5 protein-coding genes are annotated in these 19,950 nt (G+C 70.7%); 3 read left to right on the forward strand and 2 right to left on the reverse strand.

The window, feature by feature from the left end:
* Positions 1 to 95 precede the first annotated feature (95 nt).
* Both A6I89_RS08750 and A6I89_RS08755 read right to left on the reverse strand, forming a co-directional pair.
* The gene (locus A6I89_RS08750; RefSeq protein WP_044990496.1) at positions 96 to 16,829 is read right to left on the reverse strand and encodes a non-ribosomal peptide synthetase; all 16,734 of its coding nucleotides are present in this window, start codon (positions 16,827 to 16,829) and stop codon (positions 96 to 98) included.
* Positions 16,830 to 16,928: 99 nt separating this feature from the next.
* A complete protein-coding gene (locus tag A6I89_RS08755) occupies positions 16,929 to 17,729 on the reverse strand; it encodes an alpha/beta fold hydrolase (RefSeq protein ID WP_005515495.1) in 801 nt (266 codons plus the stop codon).
* 112 nt (positions 17,730 to 17,841) lie between these two features.
* On the opposite strand from A6I89_RS08755, the gene A6I89_RS08760 reads away from it, so the two are divergent.
* The 3 genes from A6I89_RS08760 to A6I89_RS08770 all read left to right on the forward strand — a co-directional run bounded on the left by A6I89_RS08760 (position 17,842) and on the right by A6I89_RS08770 (position 19,896).
* Complete coding sequence (locus tag A6I89_RS08760) at positions 17,842 to 18,780, forward strand: methionyl-tRNA formyltransferase (protein WP_022594146.1); 939 nt, start codon at positions 17,842 to 17,844, stop codon at positions 18,778 to 18,780.
* A gap of 56 nt (positions 18,781 to 18,836) precedes the next feature.
* Positions 18,837 to 19,319 carry a DinB family protein gene (locus A6I89_RS08765; protein WP_044990494.1) on the forward strand — a complete coding sequence of 161 codons (483 nt, stop codon included), beginning with the start codon at positions 18,837 to 18,839 and terminating at the stop codon, positions 19,317 to 19,319.
* A gap of 136 nt (positions 19,320 to 19,455) precedes the next feature.
* Complete coding sequence (locus A6I89_RS08770) at positions 19,456 to 19,896, forward strand: hypothetical protein (protein WP_022594142.1); 441 nt, start codon at positions 19,456 to 19,458, stop codon at positions 19,894 to 19,896.
* The last annotated feature ends 54 nt before the right edge of the window (positions 19,897 to 19,950 follow it).

The raw sequence follows: 19,950 nt of genomic DNA on the forward strand, positions 1-19,950 counted from the left end.
GACCCGGAACGGGTCCCGCAGTGTTTCGTTGCCGAAGATAGCAAAGGCTAACCTTCTTCGGGACTCTACCAACCGACGCGGCCACGTGCGCCTCGTCACAGCGCGGACCGCACCAACGCCACCACTTCCCGCGCCCAGCCCGCGACGACGTCCTGGTCGAGGACCCCCGTCGAGAACTCGAAGTACGCGTGTACCGGGCCGTCGCCGACCGGCTCGTAGAAGCTCAGCGTCAGTTCCGCCGTCGACATGCCGACCGGAACCGGCAGGAAGCCGCCGAGCACGCCCTCGAGCGCGTCGAACCGGGCCTGCTCATGATGCACCAGCAGCACCTGCGGCAGCCGGCCCGCACGCAGCCCGATCTCCGCGGCGACATCGGCGAAGCCCACGTCCTGATGTTCGAGCGCCTCGAGGTTCGACTCCCGGATCCGCGCCAGCAACTCGTCGAAGCCCGGATCGCCACTGGTGTCGGTGCGCATCACGACGACGTTGAAGAAGCACCCGATCATCGGCGCGAGCACGTCCTCCGACCGACCTGCGACGAGCGAGCCGATCGGAATGTCCTTGCCCGCACCGCTTCTCGTCAGCACGGACGCGAGCGCCGCCTGCAGCACCATGAACATGCTGGTGCCGGTGCGGGCGGCGATCCGGTCGATGCCCGAGTGCAGGTCCGCGTCGATCTCGATGGGGACCAGTTCACGGCGCGCCTCGCGCACGCCGGCCGACGCCGGAAGGTGCAGACGGGGCGGCATGTCCGCCAGTCGGTTCCGCCAGTAGTCGAGCTGACGGGCGTGCAGGCTCTCCGGATCGGCGGGGTCACCGAGCCGGGCGATCTGCCAGCGCACGTAGTCGGGGTACTCCACCGCGAGCGGCGTCCACTCCGGTTCCGCCCCGCCCGCGCGAGCCACGTACGCGGTGAGCAGGTCACCGAGCAGCGGCACCACCGACCATTCGTCGACGGCCACGTAGTGCATCGTCAGCAACAGCACCTGGGTGCCCGAGTCGTCGGACACCAGGTGCACCCGCAGCGGAGCCTCCTCGGTGAGATCGATCCGCAGCTGCGCGATCTCGAACACCCGGCGATGCAGATCGTCGTCACCGACGTCGATGACATCGACACCCGGACGTGGCCCGTCCGATGTGTACACCTCGGTACCGTCCGGCGCGAACACCGTCCGCAGCGGTACATGCCGGTCCACGACGTCGTCGAGGGCGAGTGCGAGATGTCCGGCGTCGATCGGCTCCTGCAACTGCAGCGCCAGCGCGTGATCGGACTGCGCCCGGGACCGCGACGAGCGGTGCCGCTGCCAGTGCAGCCGCTGCGACGGCGCGAGCGGCACCGGTCCGGTCTCGCCGGTGACCGCGATTCCCGGTTGCGCCGACCGCTCCCCGCTGCGGACGAGCTCGGCCAGCTCGGCCACCGTCGGCGCGTCGAACACGTCGCGGATCGTGATGTCGACCTCGAACATGCTCCGGACTCTGCCGACGAGCTTCATCGCCGCCATCGAGTGACCGCCGAGGTCGAAGAACCCGTCGTGGATGCCGATGGACGGCAGGTGCAGAACCTCCGAGACCACCTCGCACAGTTCGGTTTCCACCTCGTCGCGGGGCACTCCGTCACCGCCGAGTGTCGACCAGTCCGGTGCCGGCAGCGCCTTGCGGTCGAGCTTGCCGTTGGGAGTGAGCGGCAGCGCACCGGGAAGCGCGACGACCAGCGTCGGCACCATGTAGTCCGGCAGCGTCCGTGCCGCGTGCGCGCGGACCTCGGACGGATCCACGACCGCGGCTGTGACCCCGTCGTCCTCGAACTCGGGCGAGACGTAGCCGACGAGTCGGGTGATCTCGCCGTCGCGGTCGGCCACCACCGCGGCCTGGCTCACCGCGGGATGGCTCGCGAGCGCGGCGATGATCTCGCCGAGTTCGATGCGGAAACCGCGGATCTTGACCTGGTCGTCGACGCGGCCGAGGAAATCGAGGTTCCCGTCGGTGCGCCACCGCGCCCGATCGCCGGTGCGGTACATCCGACCGGGCCCGAACGGATTCGCGACGAACCGGCCCGCGGTGAGGTCGGGTCGGCCCAGATAGCCGCGGGCCAGGCCCCGCCCGGCGATGTACAGCTCACCCGCGATGCCGGGCGGCACCGGGCGCAGCCGGTCGTCGAGCACGAAGGCCTGCTCGTTGGGGTCGGGGATGCCGATCGGCACCGCTTGCGTCCAACCGGGCTGCGCCTGCCACAGGGTGTTGTTGACGGTGGCCTCGGTGAGCCCGTACGCCGCCAGCAGGTTGAGCCGCTCGGCCCAGCGGCCGATGAGGTCCGGCGGCACCGTCTCGGTACCGACCAGGACGGTGCAGCCCTCCGGCACGGTGCATCCCGGGGGCAGCGCAGCCATCAGCGACGGCGGCAGGATCGCGTGCGTCACCTTCCGCTCGTGCATGAAGTCGGTGAGTTCCGGACCGGCCACGCGGGCCTGCTCCGGGATGATCACCAGCGTCGAACCTGTGCACAGCGCCATCGACAGCTCGAAAACGGCGACGTCGAAGCCGACGGACGCGAACTGCATGACGACCGACCCGGTGGTCAGCTTCATCCGGTCCTCGGCCGTAGCAACCAGGCTCATGATGCCCTCGTGCGGCAGTACCGCGCCCTTGGGCCAGCCGGTCGAACCGGATGTGTAGATCACGTACGCCGCGTGATCGAGACCCGCAGGCGGGGAGGGCAACTCGTCCGCAGCACGACCGTACAGAGCGGCGATCACTCGCGGGTCGTCGAGCAGAAGGCGATCGAGGCCGTCCGCCACCACACGCTTCGATTCGGCTTCCGTCGACAGCAGGATCCGGGCACCCGAGTCCTCGAGCATGTACGAGATGCGGTCGGCGGGGTGCGTCAGGTCCAGCGGCAGGTACGCCGCCCCGAGACGCAGCACGCCGAGCACCGACGCCACCATGTCGATCGAGCGCGGAACGGCCAGCCCCACCACGCTTTCCGCGCCGACACCCCGGGTCGCGAGCACGGCCGCGATACTCCTCGAACGCTTGTCGAGTTCGGCGAACGTGGCCTCACCGCCGGAGTCCGCGACGGCGATGGCATCCGGAGTCTCCTGCACCCACCGGTCGAACGCCTCCGGCAGCGTCAACTCCTCGACCGGCCGTGCCGTGTCGTTGAATTCCCGAAGGACCGCCTCACGCTCGCCGTCCAGGAAGACGTCGACGTCCGAGACGCGGGTCGCGGGGTCGGCCGCGACGGCGCCGAGCACCGCCACCTGGCGGCGGGCCATGCGGTCGACGGTGTCCCGGTCGAACAGGTCAGCGCTGTATTCGAGCCGCAACTGCACGCGGTCCTCGTCCAGGAACTCGGTCCAGTTGAACACCAGGTCGAACTTGGCGGTGCGCTCCTCGATCGCCACCGGCGCCAACGTCAGGTCGGGCGACGGCACCGGATCGGCGGTGCGGCTGTGGTAGCCCACCATCACCTGGAACAGCGGGTTCCGGGCCAGGGAGCGTGCTGGGTTCAACCGTTCGACGACGGACTCGAACGGCACGTCGGCGTGCGAGAAGGCCGCCAGGTCCAGGGCCTTCACCCGCGCCAGCAGCTCCGCGAACGTCGGATCGCCCGAGACGTCGGTGCGCAGGACGACGGTGTTGACGAAGAAGCCGATCAGGTCGTCGAGACCCTGTTCGGTGCGCCCGGCCACCGGCGCGCCGAGCGGCAGGTCGTCGCCGGCGCCGAGCCGCTGCAGCAGCGCCGCCGACGCGGCGTGCAGAACCATGAACATGCTGGCGCCGTGCGCGCGGGCGAGCGTCCGCAGCGCACGGGTCGTCGCGACGTCGAGGTCGAGTTCGATTGCGCCACCGGCGAAGCTGGGGCGCGCCGGCCTGGTGCGGTCGACCGGGAGCGCCAGTTCCTCCGGGGCGCCCTCGAGGACGCCGTGCCAGTAGTCCAGCTGGCGGGTGATCAGGGAGTCGGCGTCGGACGGCTCGCCGAGCAGCGCTCGCTGCCACAGCGTGAAGTCCGCGTACTGCACCGGCAGCGGCGCCCACTCGGGTGCCGCGCCCTGGACGCGGGCTGCGTACGCCACCATGAGGTCGCGCAGCAGCGGCCGGTCCGACCACTCGTCGGTCGCGATGTGGTGCAGCACCAGCGCCAGCACCTGCTCGCCCTCCCCGACCCGGATCACCGTGGCCCGCACGGGGATCTCGGTGGCGAGGTCGAACGGGCGTCCCACCGCTGCGGCCACGAGCGCGGGCACCTCGTCGGCTGCGGCGTCGACGACGGTGACGTCGGGCCGTGCCGAGCCCAGGATCAGCTGGACCGGTTCGCCGTCGTGTTCGCCGAACACCGTGCGCAGCACCTCGTGGCGGGCGATGACGTCGGCGAGGGCCGCGGTGAACGCCTCCGGGTCGAGGTCGCCGCGCAGCCGCAGGACGATCGGGAAGTTGTAGGCACTCGAGGAACCGGCGGTGTCCCTCTCGATCTGCTGGATCACCCACAGCCGCTGCTGCGCCGGCGACAGGGGCAGCCGTTCGGGCCGCTCCCCCGCCACCAGCACCGGCCGGGTCGACCGGTCGCGCCCGGAGACCCTCTCGGCGAGCTCCGCGACGGTGGGCGCCTCGAACAGGTCTCGCATCGTCAGTTCGGCGGCGAGCACTGCCCGAGCCCGGCTGATGAGTCGGGTCGCGAGCAACGAGTGCCCGCCCAGGTCGAAGAAGTTGTCGTCGATCCCCAGATCGACCTCCAGCTCCAGCACCTCGGCGAAGAGTCGACACAGCGTCCCCTCGAGGGCGTTGCGCGGTTCCCGGGACTCCCCGCTGCCCTGCCCGAGCACCGACTCGGCGGACGGCAGCGCCCGCACGTCGAGCTTGCCGTTGACGGTCATCGGCAGCTCGTCGACCGCGATGACCGCGGCAGGCACCATGTAGTCGGGCAGCACTGCCCGTGCGTACTTTGCGAGGTCCTGGCTACCAACTGCGCTCACGGGCGCGCCGGCGCCCACCACGTACGCGACCAGGCGCTTGATCCCGCCCGGTCCGGCGTCCGCGATCACCGCGGCCTGACGCACCGACTCGTGCGCGGCCAGAACCGATTCCACCTCGCCCAGTTCGACGCGGTGGCCGCGGATCTTCACCTGGTCGTCGGTGCGGCCGAGGAAGTCGATGTTGCCGTCCGGTGCCCGCCGGACGAGGTCACCCGTCCGGTACATCCGCGCGCCGCCGCCCACGATCGGGTCCGCGACGAAGCGCTCGGCGGTGAGACCGAACCGGTCGAGGTAGCCGCGCGCGAGCCCCACACCGGAGATGTACAGCTCACCGGGAACTCCGTCGGCGACCGGACGCAGCCAACCGTCGAGGATGTGCGCGACGGTGTTCCAGATCGGCTGCCCCACAGTGGGCGTGACGCTGTCCGCCGTGCCGCCGCCGAGCGTGTTGATCGTGTACTCGGTGGGCCCGTACAGGTTGTAGCCGCAGGTCCCGTCGGTGTCGCGCAACGCGTCCCACACCTGGTCGGAGACGGCCTCGCCGCCGAGCAGGACCAGCGGGGGCCGGTGCCGGCCGGGTCCGCCGTCGAGCAGTCCTTCGTCCAGCAGGTGCCGCGCATACGTCGGCGTCACGTTCACGACGTCGATCTCGTGGGCGTCGCCGTACGCCACCAGGGCCTGCGCGTCGCGGCGCAGTTCCTCGTCGCAGATGTGCACCTCGTGGCCCTCCACGAGCCACAGCAGTTCCTCCCACGACATGTCGAACGCGAACGAGACGGTGTGCGCGATGCGCAGCGTGCGCCCGCCCGCGGCCCGCACCACCGGCTCGAAGATCGCTTCGCGGTGGTTGAACTGCATGTTCGTCAGGCCGCGGTACGGCGTCACGACGCCCTTGGGGCGCCCGGTGGAACCGGACGTGTAGATCACGTACGCGGGGTGGTCGAGGCGTCCGGGCGTGCCGGGCGCGAATCGTCCGAGCTCGGCCGCGGTGAGCGCGGAGCCGTCACCGTCGAGCGGGACCGCCGGATCGTCGAGGACGATCGTGTCGACGGTTGCCGCCGAAAGTGTTTCGGCGACGGCAGCCGTCGTCAGCATCGTGACCGGGCGGGCATCGTCGAGCATCCCCACCAGACGCTCGACGGGGTGGTCGAGTTCGAGCGGTAGGTACGCGGCCCCGGTGCGCAGCACCGCGAACAGCGCTACGACGGTCTCCACCGACCGCGGCAGCGCGAGCGCGACGATCTGCTCGGGTCCTGCGCCGTGCGCGAGCAGGATTCGGGCCAGACGGTTGATCCTGGCGTCGAGGTCCGCATAGCTGACGGTGTCGTCGCCGAACACCAGCGCGGTGGCCTCCGGGATCCGCTGCGCGGTGTCCGCGAACAGGTCCGCGATCGTCCGCTCGGGAAGCGGATGCGCGGTCTCGGCCAGTCGGGAGGACTGCAGCGCGCGGTCGGCGTCGGTGAGGGTGCTCGTGCGGCCGACGAGCACGTCGACGTCGTCGGCGAACCGCTCGAGCAGTCCGACGAAGGACGCGAGCATCCGCTCGGCGTCCGCCGCCGTGACCTTGTCCGGGTGGAACTCGAACTTCACCTTCGTCTCGGCGCCGGGCGTGACGACGACCGTGAGCGGGTAGTGGGTGTGGTCGATGCTGTCGCCGCCGCTGATGTCGTGCGCGGAGTGCAGCGCCGAGACCTGGTTCTCGTCGACGAAGTTCTGCAGCACGTACAGGACGTCGAACAGTTCGCGGTGCTCGCTCGTCCGCTGGATCGCGGCGAGGCCGAGGTAGTCGTACGGCATCAGTTCGAGCCGCTCGGACTGCGTCCGGCGCAGCAGGTCCGCGACGGACTCGTTGGGCCGCAACGACATCCGTACGGGCACGGTGTTGAGGAACATGCCGACCACCGACTCGATGCCCGGCACCTCCGGCGGCCGTCCGGCGACGGTGGTGCCGAACACGACGTCGCTGCGTCCGGTCGCGCCGGCCAGGACCAGCCCGAGCGCGCCGTTGAGGATCGCGTGGAACGTGACGCCCGTGCGGGCGGCCTGCGCGCGCAGCCGCTCACCGAGGTCCCGGGAGAGCACCGCGTCGCGGCGGTCCGGCCACCCGGCGGGTGCACCGGTGCGCCGGGCCAGCAGCGTCGGCTCGGCGAGACCGGAGAGCGTCCGCTGCCACGCGGTGCGGGCCGCGGCACCGTCGCGGTCGGCCAGCCAGGACAGGTAGTCGTCGAATCCGCCGTCCGGCGAGACGAATCCGGTGTCGTCACCGCCGGTCTCGTACAGCGCGAGCAACTGGCTCACGACCAGGCCGTTCGACCAGCCGTCCCACAGCAGGAACTGACGGTTGATCACCAACCGGTCGCGGCTGTCGCCGAGGCGCAGCACCGTCGCCCGCCACAGCGGCGGGGCGGTGAGGTCGAACGGAGTTAGCCGATCGTCGAGCATCACCTGCGCGGCCCGCTCCTCGCGGGCGACCTCGTCGAGGTCGGTCAGATCGACCTCGGTGATCGGGACGTCGAGCCCGGCGCTGACGAACTGCACCGGCGCGGTCAGTCCGGCGCTGACGAATCCGGCCCGCAGCGTCGGGTTGCGACGCTGCAGTGTGCGCATCGCCGCGGCCAGTCGGTCGAGGTCCAGGTGCCGGTCGAAGTCGAGCGAGAACTGGGCGGTGTAGATGTCGGCACCGTCGGAGATGCCGGCCTGGAAGTACAGGCCCTCCTGCAGCGGCGACAGCGGCCAGACGGTCTCGATCTCGCCCGGCGCGGCCGCGACCACGACGTCGAGTTCCGCCTGAGTCAGAGGTGCCAGCGGGACGTCGGACGGGGTGAGCGCGACGCGTCCGTCGTGCCGTGCGGCGGACGCCACCAGTTCGCGCAGTGCGGCGACCCATCCGTCGCTGATCGCGTGCGCATCGTCTGCGGACAGGTCCGGTTCGGACCAGCCGAACACCGTGCGCAGTACCGGTCCGTCCGGGGTGTCCTCGCACAGCGCGTTGACGAGCAGCCGGTAGGGGCCACCCATATCGGTGTCGGGATCGGTTGCCAGCGAATCGGTTTCCGTTACGCCTGTCCACGGTCCGGACTGGCCCGCCGGCATCCGGCCGAGGTAGTTGAACAGCACCTGCGCGGGCGATCCCGCTGCGAGCAGTCCCGCGGTGCGGGCGTTGGCGTAGCGCAGCATGCCGTAGCCGATGCCGCCGTCCGGAGCCGCGCGCAGCGCCTCCTTGACGGACTTGAGCGCGTCGACGCCGTCGGTACCGCCGGGCAGTCGGACCGGCGTGATGTTGGTGAACCAGCCGACGGTACGGGACAGGTCGACACCCGCCGCGAGTTCCTCGCGGCCGTGCCGCTCGAGATCGATCAGCAGGTCCGATGCTCGGCCCTGCGTCGTGAACCAGCGGGTGACGGCGATCCGGAGTGCGGTCACCAGGACGTCCGTGACGTCGGCGTGTGCGAGGGCCGGCACGGCGGTGAGCACCGCCTCGGTCTCGGCGACGGACAGTCGCACGGTCCGGCTCGCACCCGTCCCGATCGTCGCATCACCATGCGCGTTCGGCACCAGTTCACCGCCGGGAGCGATGGTTTCGACCCAGTGGTCGAGTTCCCGCAGCCGGGCGGGCCGCTGCGCCTCCGCCGTGACCAGGTCGGCGTACTCGCGCAGCGACGTACCGACGGGATCCAGCGCGGCGGTTTCGCCGGCCTGCGCCGCGACCCACGCCATCGGCAGGTCCTCGAGCAGCACCCGCCACGACACCCCGTCGACGACGAGGTGGTGGGCGACCAGCAGCAGCCGCCCGAGGACGTTCTCGCCCGCGTCGAACCAGACGGCCTCGACCATGGCGCCGGACTCGGGGGTCAGGCGGTCCGCAGCGGCGGACGACTCGGTCTCGATGACCGCACGCAGCCGGGCGTCGTCGAGTCCGGCGACGTCGACGCGGCGCAGCGACGGCGCGACGGACCCGCGCTCGGCGATGTGCAGCGACCACACGCCCGGCAGGTGCCGGGTCAGCCGCTGGCGCAGTCCGTCGTGATGGTCGAGGACGGTCTGCAGTGCGGCCGTGAGGGTCTCGGTGGTCATCTCGGCCGGGGTGTGGAGCAGCACGGCCTGGTTGAAGCGATCGGTCCCGCCGCTCCACTCCGACAGGCGGTGCACCACCGGCATCGGCAGCAGGTCGCCGGTCGCGGCGACCACCGGTGCCGCGACCGAGGTGGTCGCGGGCGCGTCGACGTCACCGATCAGCCGCGCGAGCGCACGAGGCGTCCGCTGCTCGAAGATCTGCCGGGGCGTGATCGAGATGCCCTCGCGGCGAGCCAGGTTGACGAGCCGGATCGCGAGGATGCTGTCGCCCCCGAGCGCGAAGAAGTCGTCGTCCTCGCCCACCTGCTCGCGGCCGAGCACCTCGGCTACCAGCGAGGCGACCGCCGGGGCGCGCCCCGCCGCGGGGGTGGTCTCGGTCGGCGCCGTGCCGGCGGGGACGGCCGGCGCCGGCAGCGCACGGCGATCGAGTTTGCCGCTGGGGCTCAGCGGTAGCGCCTCGACGACCACCAGGACGGTCGGAACCATGAACTCCGGCAGGGTCTTCCCCGCGAAGCTGCGCACGGCGTCCACGTCCACGCCGGGGGCTGCGACGAGGTACCCGACGAGTTGCTGGTGGCCGGGCACGTCCTCCCGCACGACAGCGGCCGCCCGGGCCACGTCGGGGTGCTCGGCGAGCCGGGACTCGATCTCGCCCAACTCGATCCGGAATCCACGCAGCTTCACCTGGTCGTCGGCACGGCCCAGGTATTCGACGGCGCCGTCGGTGTTCCGTCGCACGACGTCGCCGGTGCGATACATGCGAGCGCCGGACGTCCCGAACGGGTCGGCGACGAAGCGGTCCGCGCTCGTCCCCGGACGGCCGAGGTAGCCGCGGGCCAACTGCGGGCCCGCGAGATAGAGCTCGCCCGCGGATCCATCGGTGACCGGCTGCAGGTACGGATCGAGCACGTAGAGCGCGGTGTTGGCGACGGCCAGCCCGATCGGCACCGTCGCCGCGTCCGCGGGCAGCGCCTGCACCGCGGCGGCGTAGCTGACCTCGACCGCGGCCTCGGTGGGCCCGTAGAGGTTGTCGAGCACCGCACCGGGCAGCACATCGGCGAAGCGTCGGGCGACCGGCAACGGCAGCGCCTCGCCGCTGGCCGCGACCACCCGCAGGCCCGTGCAGGCGCTCGCCGTCGGCTCGTCGAGGAACAGTTCGAGCATCGACGGCACGAAGTGGGCGCGCGTGATCCCTTCGCCGACGATCAACTCCGCCAGATACTGCGGATCGCGGTGTCCGTCCGGCCGCGCCAGCACCAGCGTGGCACCCGCGAGCAGCGGACCGAAGAACTCCGGTACCGAGACGTCGAAGCTCGACGGCGTCTTCTGCAGCACCCGGTCGGTGGGCAGGATCGGCCGGAACTCCTGCATCCACAGCAGGCGGTTCACGACGCCGGAGTGCGGGACGACGACGCCCTTCGGACGCCCCGTCGACCCGGACGTGTAGATGACGTACAGCGGATGCTGCGGGTGCAGGCCGACGGACACGGGATCGGCCGGGCATCCGTCCAGGTCCAGGTCGTCGACGAGGATGCGTTCGATTCCGTTGTCCGGCAAGACGGCTGCGACATCGGCGGACGTCAGCACGCACACCGGGTCCGAATCCTCGAGCATGTAGGACAGGCGCTCGGCCGGGTAGCCGGTGTCGAGCGGGACGTAGGCACCACCCGCCTTGCCGATCGCGAGCAGCGCGACCATCAGTTCGATCGAACGCGGCAGCGCGACGGCCACCTTCGTCTCGGGTCGGACGCCGCGGTCGACGAGGACGTGCGCCAGCCGGTTCGCGAGGTCGTGCAGCTGCGCGTAGGACAGACTGCGCCCCTCGAAAACCACCGCGGTCGCGTCCGGCGTGCGGGCGGCCTGGTCTTCGAGCAGCGCGGTCACGGTGGTCGCCGGGAAGTCGACCGTGTCGACGACGTCGACGCGCTCGGGGATGTGGGCGAGTTCGATCGCCGCAACCGGCCCGTCCACCGTCGCCGGAAGACCGGCGAGGATCGTGAGCATGCCGTCGGCCATCTGCGCGACGGTCGCGTCGGACACTCTCGCCGCGTCGTACTTCACCTCGAGGCGCAGTTCGTCGCCCGGGACCGCGATCAGCGTCAGCGGGTACGGCGGGTGCTCGTCGAACCGAATACCGGTGAGCGACAAGGTGCCCGACGGATCGGTGATCGCGGTGTCGCCGATCGGGTAGTTCTCCACCACGACGAGGGTCTGGAACAGCTCCTGCAGCCCGGTGACCCGGCGCAACTCGCCGAGCCCCACGTACTGGTGTTCGAGGAGCGCCGACTGCTCCGACTGCCAGCGCACGAGCACGTCCACGGTCGCCTCGTCCGGATCGAGTCGCAGACGCACCGGCACGGTGTTGATGAACAGGCCCACCATCGATTCGATGCCGGGCAGGTCGCCACCGCGACCCGACACCGTGGAGCCGAACAGTACGTCGCGCCGGCCGGTGAGCCGCGCGAGCAGCAGGCCCCAAGCACCGTGCACCAGGGTGCTGGCGGTGAGACCGCGCTCGCGGCCGAGCCGGTTCAGTTCGCTCGTCTCCGTCGCCGGGAGCGCGACGACCTTGCTGCGCACGCCGCGCTCTCCCGCGGCGGGGACGCCGGGCAGGGCGGGCGGCTCGCCCGACCCCGCGAGCGCCCGCTGCCACACGTCGATGGATGCCCCACGGTCGCGGGACGCCAACCAGCTCAGGTAGTTCCGATACGCGGCCGGTGCGGGCAGCGCGAGCGGTTCCCCAGCCGGGCTGTACAGCGCCAGCAGCTCGCGCAGCATCACCGGAACGGACCAGCCGTCGGCGACGACGTGGTGGATGGACTGCAGCAGCAGGAACTTCGCCGGCGCCACGCGGACGAGGGTGTAGCGCACCAGCGGCGGGCGTTCGAAATCGAAGCCGCGCAGCCGGTCCTCGGCCAGCATCCGGTCCACCGTGGACGTCGGGTCCGGATCGGTCGAGAGGTCCAGCACCGTCATCGGGACGTCGGCGCGGGACGCGATCACCTGCACCACCCGGCCGTCGGACAGCGGGCGCAGCGCGGCCCGCAACACGTCGTGCCGGTCGACGACGCCCTGCAGCGCGCGGTGCAGCGCGACGGCGTCGACCTCGCCGCTCAGTTCCACCACCTGCTGCACGACGTACGGGTCCGGCTCGGTGGGCGATGCACCGTCGCGTTCGTAGACGCTGTGGAAGTAGATGCCGTCCTGCAGCGGCGTGGTCGGCAGGACGTCCGACATCGTCGGCGCGGTCGCGGCGAGCCGATCGATGTCGCTCTGCGCCAGCGGCACCAGCGGGAAGTCGGACGGGGTGTGCCCGCCGTCCGGCGCGGCCGCCGCGAGATCGCGCAGTGCGGCATCCCAGTACCGCGCGAACGCGTCGGCCTCGGCGGCGGAGAGCACTCGCCCGGCCCACGTGAGCGTGGTGCGCAGCGTGGGCCCGTCGGAAGTGTCGGCGGCGAGCACGTCGACGGTGAGGGCGTGGTCGAGCGGCATGGCAGGATCACTCGACCCGCCGGTCGCGGTGGGCAGCCAGTCGATGCCGGCGCCAGCGGCGACACGGCCGAGGTAGTTGAACAGCACCGGAGCGGCGCTGCCGGAAGCGAGCTCCGCGCCGGCCGCGCTCAGGTAGCGCAGGGCGCCGTACCCGAATCCGTGGTTCGGGACCCGGCGCAGCTGTTCCTTGACCGACTTGAGCGCCGAGGGCACCGAACCGTCCGGGACGTCCAGGCGCACCGGGTACACGGTGGTGAACCAGCCGACGGTGCGGGAGATGTCGAGCGCGGTGCCGGGGGTGCGGACCAGGTGCTCCTCGCGGCCGTGCCCCTCGAGGTCGACCAGTACCTCCGCGGCACCACCGCGCCAGCGGCGCAGCGCGAGCGTCAGTGCGGCGACCAGGACGTCGGCGACGCCCGCGTGGTAGGCGCCCGGGACGTCGGCGAGCAATGCCGCAGCGACGTCTCCGCCCGTCTCGACGGTCATCGATTCCGCGGTGGCCCACGTGTCGACGGCGGGATCGACCGGGCGCGCGCCGATCTCGAGTGCGCCGGGAGCAGTGGCCGCGCGCCAGTGGCCCAGTTCGTCGTCGAACGCACCGGCGCGAGCGCGTTCGCCCTGCAATTCCGCCCAGCGGCGCAGCGAGGTACCGACCGCCGGCAGATCGACGGGTTCGCCGGCGAGGAGCGCGGTCGCGGCCCGCGCGAAGTCCTCGACGACGATTCGCCAGGACACCGCATCCACGACGAGGTGATGGCCCACCAGCAGCAGGCGCCCCGGCTCGCCCGCACGCCGGAACAGCGCGGCCTGCAACATGATTCCGGCCTCGGGATCGAGCAGGTCGGCGACGGCCTGCCGGTCGGCGGCGACCGCGACGTCGAGGTCGCCGTCGACGTCGGTCACGAGGATCGTCGGCTGCGCCCCTGACTCGGGGACCGTGAGCGTTCCTCCGGAGCGGTCCCAACGGGCGCGCAGCGCGTCGTGACGATCGACGACCGCCTGCAGAGCCGCGGTCGCGGTGACCTCGTCGAGGCCGGTCGGCGTCTGCAGCAGCACCCACTGGTGGAAGGTCCGCACGTCGGTGCCCGCGGGGCAGACACGGGCGACGACGGGAGTCGGTTCGACGACACCCGTCGCCACGTCGCTCGTGTCGACGGCATCGGTGACCCGACCGTCGAGGGCCGCGGCGAGCGCGGCCGCGGTGCGCAGCTGGAAGACGTCGCGCGCGCTGATTGAGAAGCCTTCGCGCCGTGCCTGATTGACGAGGGCGATCGCGACGATGCTGTCGCCGCCGAGCGCGAAGAAGTCGTCGGTGACACCCACCCGTTCGAGACCGAGGACGCCGGCCATCAGGTCCGAGAGGGTCTCCTCGAGTTCGGTGCGCGGCGCGACGTGCTCGCTCGCCGCGGTGAGGTCGGGCTCCGGCAGTGCACGGCGGTCGAGCTTGCCGTTCGCGGTGAGGGGGAAGGCTCCCAGGACGACGAACGTCGACGGCACCATGTACTCGGGGAGCTTGTCCGAGGCCCACGCCCGCAGGCTGTCGGCGTCGAGGCCACCGTCACCGTCCGGAACCACGTACGCCGCAAGATAGTTGGCGCCCGCCGGGGTCTTCCGGACCAGCACCGCGGTGTGCCGCACGGAGGGGTTGACCGCGAGCGCCGCCTCGACGTCCTCGAGCTCGAGGCGCATGCCTCGGATCTTGACCTGGTTGTCGGCGCGGCCGAGGAAGTCGAGGCTGCCGTCCGCGCTCCAGCGCGCCAGGTCGCCGGTGCGGTAGAGGCGGGAACCGTCGTCGCCGAACGGGTTCGCGACGAAGCGTGACGCGGTGAGTCCGGGTGCGCCCGCGTAGCCACGACCCAGCAGGTAGCCACCCGCGTACAGCTCACCACCGATGCCTTCCGGCACCGGACGCAGCTGCGAATCCAGCACGTACAGCTGGGTGTTGGGGTTGGGCGTACCGATCGATGTCGCGATGCGGGCGGCGGCGTCGCGGTAGATCACGTGCGAGACCCCGATCGTCGCCTCGGCGGGGCCGTAACCGTGGTACAGCGTCGTCGACAGCTGACGTCGGAACCGCTCGAACAGGTCCGGGGTGAGCACCTCACCGCCGCACCACACGTGCCGCAGCCCGGACAGTCGATCGGTGCCCCGGGCGAGGTCGAGCAGGACGTCGAGCATCGACGACACCAGGTACACGAACGTGACCCGTTCGCGGGCGATGAGATCGAGCAGATACTGCGGGTCGCGCTCGCCACCGGGCTCGGTGACGATCAGCCGGCCGCCCGAGACCAGCGGCAGCAGGACCTCGTTGACGGAGATGTCGAACGACAGCGGCGCCTTGAACAGCGATGCGTCGTCGGTTCCGAAACCGAGCACCCGCTCGCGCTGCCACAGCAGCCGGGCGCAGATCGCCTCGTGGCGGATCATCGCACCCTTCGGCCGGCCGGTGGAGCCGGACGTGAAGATCACGTAGGCGAGCCTGCGACCGTCGAAGGTGTCCTCCGGCAGGTCGGACGGCTGCTCGCCGTGCGCCCATGCGGCGAGATCGACGTGCACCGCGTCGGTTCCGGCGTCCACACCGCCCGGTCCGGTGAGCACCAGCCGGGCCCCGGCGTCGACGAGGACGGACTCGCGGCGCTCCTGCGGCCACGACGGATCCAGCGGAACGAATGCGCCGCCGGCGCACAACACCGCGAGGAGTCCGACCACCATCTCCGCCGAGCGGGGAAGGCCCACCGCGACAACCTCTTCCGGGGCGAGTCTACGGTCGCGGAGGTGGTGCGCCAGCTGCGCGACCCGCTCCGCCAGCTCCCGGTAGGTCAACCGCAGGTCTCCGGCCACGAGAGCCTCGGCGTCCGGGTCGAGCCGGACGGCGTCGGCGAACAGCTCCGGAACGGTGTGCGACGGCTGCGGCTCGGCGGTGTCGTTCCAGTCGAGCAGCACGCGGCGGCGCTCCTCGTCGGTCATCGGCTCGAGTTCGCCGACGGTGGACATGGGGTTACGCAGGAACTGGGACACGAAGTGCGCCAACCGTTCCTCGTGGCGCAGCAGCTCCCCGCGCTGCCCGGCCGGGGCACGCAGGTCGATCCGGATCGGTTCGCCGTCCTCGCCGCCCTGGATCGAGAAGTCGAGATCGTGCACCGGCCCGGTGACGGAGCCGCGGATGCGGGCGGGGTTGCCGTCGAATTCGAGGACGTGCTCGAACATCATCGAGTTGATGCCCGGCCCGAACACGCGACGGTCGGGGTCGATCGCGCGCACCTCGCGGGCGAGGTCCTCGCCGCGGAAGCGGCCGTGCCGCAGCGCGGCGACCAGTCGTGCGTCGATCGCGCGGGCCAGGTCGCCCACGGTGGCCGCCGGATCCACGTGGAACGTCACCGGCAGGATCGTCGACGCCATGCCCGGTGTGCGGCGCATCGCGCGGCCGACGCGGGCCGCCATGGGGACCGAGACGGTGAGCGCCCGCAGCCCCGAGATGCGGTGCAGGTACGCGAGGATCAGCGCCATCGGCAACCGGGTGCGGCGGATACCCGCCGCGGCCGCGAACCCGTACATCGCGTCGGCGATCTCGCCGTCGATCGTGACCGTCGTGGATTCGGGGGCGGCGGACGAGTCGGCGCCGGCCGCGCAGATCTGCGGCGGCTCGGGGGCGTCGAGGATCTCGGCGAGCCAGTAGTCCCGGTCCGATTCGAAGCGCGCCGAGGCCCGGTAGTCGATGTCGGCGTCGATCAGGTCCTGCAGCGCCCACGCCCCGGCCGTCGACGCGAGGTCCGGGTCGTCGTAGCGGGCGACCATGTCGGCGACGATCAGCGAGATGCCGAAGCCGTCGATGATGCTGTGGTGGTAGCGCTGGTACCAGAGCGTGTGGTCGTCGGCGAGACGGATCAGCGCGTGTCCGAACAGGGCGTCGTCGCCGGTGATGTCGACAACCGTCGCGATATCCCGGTCCATCCAGTCCTGCGCCGCGGCCTCCGGATCGACGGCGTCGCGGACGTCGACCACCTCGAACGGCCAGGCGTCGTTCGATGCCGGCACCTGGCGGATCGTCCGGTCCTCGCCGAGCCGGAACCGCACGTGCAGTGCCTCGGCGTGCTCGACGGTCCGGCGGATCGCCTCCGTGGCCCGCTCGATGTCGATCGGCCCGGTGGCCTCCACGACGAGCGAGAGGTTGTAGACGGTGCTCTGCGGATCGAGCTGCTGCGCGACGAGGATCTCGGACTGCGCGGCGGTGACGGGCAGCCCGGCGACGGCGTCGTCGAGCATGGGGGCAGCCGGCAGGTGATCCGCAGACATACAAATCCGATCGTCCGTCGTGGCGCGACCGCGCGAGTCGGACGCATCGTGCGTCCCTTAGGATAGGCTAACTCGCCCGTCCGCCGTCACCCGGTCACCTCAGTCGGCGAGGAAGTCGAGGACCACCTTGTTCACGGCCTCGGGGCGCTCGAGGTAGCCGTAGTGCCCGGTGTCGGGAATCTCCTGGTAGACGGCGCCGGGGATCGCGTCGGCGACCTCTTTCGACAGGTAGGCCGGGATCATCCGGTCGTCGGCGAACCCGACGGACAGGCACGGACGGGCGATCGCGCGGTAGGCCTGCGCCCGATCGAACTCGCGATCCATCGCGAGCTGCGCCCGAACGCCCGCCGACGTCTTGCCGCCGGAGAACTCGAACACGTCGAGCCAGTCGCGGGCGGCGTGCTGGTCGGCCAGCGTCGCCGGGGAGAGGTTCATGACCGCGGTGACCGCGGCGCGGTACTTGGCCGGCAACTCGATGCCCGCGGCCTCGAGTTCGCGCTCCCCCTCGTTGAGGGTGCGCTGGAACTGGTCCATCCGGGCATGTCCGGCGAGGAATACGGCCTTGCGGACCAGGTCGGGTCGCGCGAGCGCGAGTTCCTGTGCGACGCGCGCCCCGAGCGACGTACCGACGACGTGCGCCGGGCCGCCGAGCAGTTCGATCAGCCCCGCGGTGTCGGCCACCATCGCTTCGATGGTGATCCCGTCGACGCTCTCCCCCGACGGCGCGATGCCGCGGTTGTCGAACGTGCACACCCGGTAGCCGGCCGCCACCAGCGCGGGCACCTGATGCAGGTCCCACACCCGACCGGGACTTCCCGTACCCATGATCAGGACGACCAGATCGCCGTCACCCTTGACCTGGTAGTTCAGGGGGATCCCGTTGATGGTGGCGGTGGGCATGTCAGCCTTCCTCACGGCGGTGGAACTGCAGCAAATAGGGTTGGGTAACCTAAAACTCCTGGGTCGTCGCGACCGGCGGCTGAACCTGACCAACTCGTCCCGGAGGATCGCGTTGAGAGTCGCCACGCTGGGCTACCAAACCTGGGGCCACCGTACCCTGCAGGCCGTTCTCGACTCGGATCACGAGGTGGTCCTCGCGATCACCCACCCCAAGAGCGATCACGCCTACGAGAAGATGTGGGCCGACTCCGTCGCCGACCTCGCCACCGAGCACGGCGTGCCGGTGCACATCGCGAACAAGCCCGACGAGGACTTCAAGGCCGCTCTGAAGGCCGCCCGGCCCGACATCATCGTCGCCAACAACTGGCGCACGTGGCTGCCACGCGACGTGTTCGACGCCCCGCGCTACGGCACCCTCAACATCCACGACTCGCTGCTGCCCAAGTACACCGGCTTCTCGCCGCTGATCTGGGCGCTCATCAACGGCGAGGAGGAGGTGGGTCTCACCGCGCACCTCACGGACGAAGAGTTGGACGCCGGCGACATCGTCCTGCAGCGTTCGACGCCGGTCGGACCGAAGGACACCGTCACCGACCTGTTCCACCGCACCGTCGACATGATCGGCCCGATCACCCTCGACGCCCTTGCCCTCATCGAGTCCGGCCGCACCGACTGGACGCCCCAGGACCGCACGCAGGCCACGTTCTTCCACAAGCGCTCCGACGAGGACAGCCGCATCGACTGGACGTGGCCGGCCGACGCCATCGAACGCCTCGTGCGCGCGCAGTCCGACCCGTACCCCAACGCGTTCACCACGTTCAAGGGTCAGCGGATCCGGGTACTGAAGTCGTCGGTGTCCCAGGGCAATTACGGGGGCACCCCGGGCCGCGTCTTCATCCACGAGGGCGACGGCATGGTGATCGTCGCCGGACCCGACGCCCGCACCGGGACGAACAAGGGCCTGGTGATCGAGCGCGTCCGCCTCGACGACGGCACCGAGATGTCGGGCCAGGAATTCTTCCCGCACGGCGGCGGGTACCTGGGGCGCTGAGCCCGGCGGAACGCCTCCGCGCGAAATCCGTCGTCGGCTCCCCTACCCTGCCCTCCATGACACGCCATCACGACTCCGATACGTATCAAGCCGTGGTGTCCGTCGCGGACGAGTCCCTGGCAGCTATACAGGCGATCCTCTCGGACATGACCGCCGAGCAGGCCAACCGCGTCCCGGACCTGCCCGGCGCCAACAGCCCGTACGCGATCGGCGCCCACTGCGTCGGCATGGCCGACTACTGGGGCGGCTCGCTGATTGCCGGACTACGCATCCCCCGTGGCCGCGACAGTGAGTTCCGCGCGCACGGCGATCCGCAGCAACTGTGCGCCGAACTCACGCGCATCCGCAACGAGCTGCCCCAGCACGTGGCGATCGCCTTGACCGAAGGCGTCCGCGACCGGACGCCCGCCGGCACCACCCGCGGCGACACCGCCCGAACAGCCAGCGCCACATGGATGCTGTTGCATATCGTGCGCGAGTTGTCACAGCACCTCGGGCAACTCGAGATCACTCGCGACGTCCTGTCCACCGATCGCTGAGAAGGGCGGTTGTCGGGCATTCTCGATCTCGCGTTCAGGTCCCCACGTACGTGCGGACCGTTCACCGCGGCGCAGCAAGTACGGACGGCGTCGCGAAACTCACCAAACCGCTGCGACGGCGCACAAGGAGGACAAAGTGCTCTCGGCCCTGTTGGTCGATCACCTCGCCCGTAAAGGCTGGTGGTTCGACGACGCGACGGACGACTACAGGAACGCACTTTCGACGCTCGGTGTGGACGAGTCGTCGCAATTCGGGCAGTTCTATCTGCACGCTGAAGACGGACCGACTTTCATCGGCAGGAACCGAGAGATCTACCAAATCTGCTGGTTCCTGGTGAACAGCAACGACTACTCGGCGAGCGTGGCCAGGACACACGATGCGCTGAAGCTGCCCTCCGAGTATCTGCCCCTCGACAACTTCCAGGGCGAGTACGGCTTCTTCTACAACAAGAACAGCGAAGAGGTACTGCGCCTCGGGTTGGGCGCCGAGTGGCGAGACTTCCAGGAAGGGAAGCTGTTGCCGCAGTGGGCAGACTTCAGTTCCTTCCTGGAATGGTATTTCGGCCTCACCGAGTGATCACCGCTGTCCTGCAACAGGGGTGCGGGTGCTCAGATCCTGTGGCGGGGATGG

Origin of the sequence: Prescottella equi (genome assembly GCF_002094305.1) — a bacterium.
Taxonomy (GTDB): domain Bacteria; phylum Actinomycetota; class Actinomycetes; order Mycobacteriales; family Mycobacteriaceae; genus Prescottella; species Prescottella equi.

Excerpts from the sequence above, each read along its gene's own strand:
- A6I89_RS08765 (WP_044990494.1), top strand. The coding sequence starts at position 18,837 with ATGACACGCCATCACGACTCCGATACGTATCAAGCCGTGGTGTCCGTC.
- A6I89_RS08750 (WP_044990496.1), bottom strand. The coding sequence starts at position 16,829 with ATGTCTGCGGATCACCTGCCGGCTGCCCCCATGCTCGACGACGCCGTC.
- A6I89_RS08755 (WP_005515495.1), bottom strand. The coding sequence starts at position 17,729 with ATGCCCACCGCCACCATCAACGGGATCCCCCTGAACTACCAGGTCAAG.